The sequence below is a fragment of the Microbacterium karelineae genome (genome assembly GCF_009745985.1).
GTDB lineage: Bacteria > Actinomycetota > Actinomycetes > Actinomycetales > Microbacteriaceae > Microbacterium > Microbacterium karelineae.
In genome coordinates this window covers 1-1,296 of sequence record NZ_WFIX01000142.1, presented here as the reverse complement: position 1 = coordinate 1,296, position 1,296 = coordinate 1, and the positions used below count along the sequence as shown (strand labels likewise).

At 32.8% G+C, this 1,296-nt stretch carries 2 protein-coding genes; both read right to left on the bottom strand.

Translation table 11 applies throughout. The annotated features are described in order from the left end of the window. Positions 1-277, bottom strand: a 277-nt coding sequence (locus GB932_RS22330; RefSeq protein ID WP_197517225.1) for a carbonic anhydrase family protein, incomplete at its 3' end; no start/stop codon positions are given. A gap of 15 nt (positions 278-292) precedes the next feature. Next, positions 293-1,296: hypothetical protein (locus GB932_RS22325; RefSeq protein WP_197517224.1), on the bottom strand; the 1,004-nt coding region annotated here is incomplete at its 5' end.

Genomic DNA, 1,296 nt, shown 5'->3' with positions numbered 1-1,296 from the left:
CTTCCTTGAAATCAAATTGTAAAGTATGCCCATTATCATTAATATCTTTAATATCATTAATATCATAATGGAAAATGATATCTTTTTTTGATTTTCCTGAAACTACTTCTGAAGTAGTAATATCAATAGGAGATTGAGATTTGCTTTGCCCGCATTTTTCATTTCCTTCAAATTCTGACCAATGCTCTGGAGATTTATCTCCTTGATAACTCCATTTTTCTTGAGCATATACTAAGCTTAAAGAGAATAAGCCAAATGTAAAAATTAATTTTTTCATCGTGATATTTTATTTTTAATTAAAAAAAACTTGATATTGTAATAGTAAAGAATTTTTTGTAGTAATTTTGTCTCCAGCATTATTATATACAGGATGATTTTGGTATGATAATGTTAATTTTGAATTTTGCCCTGAAAGCAACCACGTTACCCCCATATCCCAAAAATTCATAGCTTGATTAAGCCTTTCAAAATTTGAATGCTGAAGCGACGCATAAGGCATTAAAGTTGTCTTACCAATTAAATCATCTTTAAATTTGTATCCTGCCTGCACAAAATATGTTGTCCCAGTTCCTTCCATTGGGAAAGCAACTCCTCCTCCATTAAGGATATTTGGGTCTCTTTCTCCATTAATAGGATTCATTACTGCAGAATTTCTGATATAATTTTTCCCAAAATCAGAATGCGTAACATTTCCATATAAACTTATTGCCTCTCCATCTTTGCCTATAGGCGCATCATAGAATATATCAGCTGCAATATGTAACATATTGCTTTGTATAGTATCTTTAACTTCGTTGGTTCTCCACATTGCATCTTTTTGATAAACAAATCCCGCTCCAATATTGAATACCTTTTTTTTACCTAGATAAGTTCCTGCAAGATATGGTACCTGATTAGATTCCTGATCTTTTAATTGATACTGAAAATAACCATTGTATTGCATTTTAGGAGGCAATGCCGAAAAGCTTGAGTTCGTAGTAATAGCGGGATTATAGTTTGACATTTTTTTTACTGACATAGGTTGTGCCATTTGTAAACGATAATCTAATTTGCCAAGCTTCCCTTTTGCAAAAACGGAAAGCTTTCTTGAAAATTGATCTGTAATATCATTTGTCATTTGTTGATACAGGGGCGCATCAATTCCCAATTGTGATCCAGCTGCTGCAGACGCAAAACGGGACAACCCATTCCAGCTGGACAATCCCATTCCTAATGATAATTTTACCTTATCAACAGCATATTCTCCATATGCATCTTCCACAAAGAAACCTGCTTTTCTATCAGATAAAGTATTAA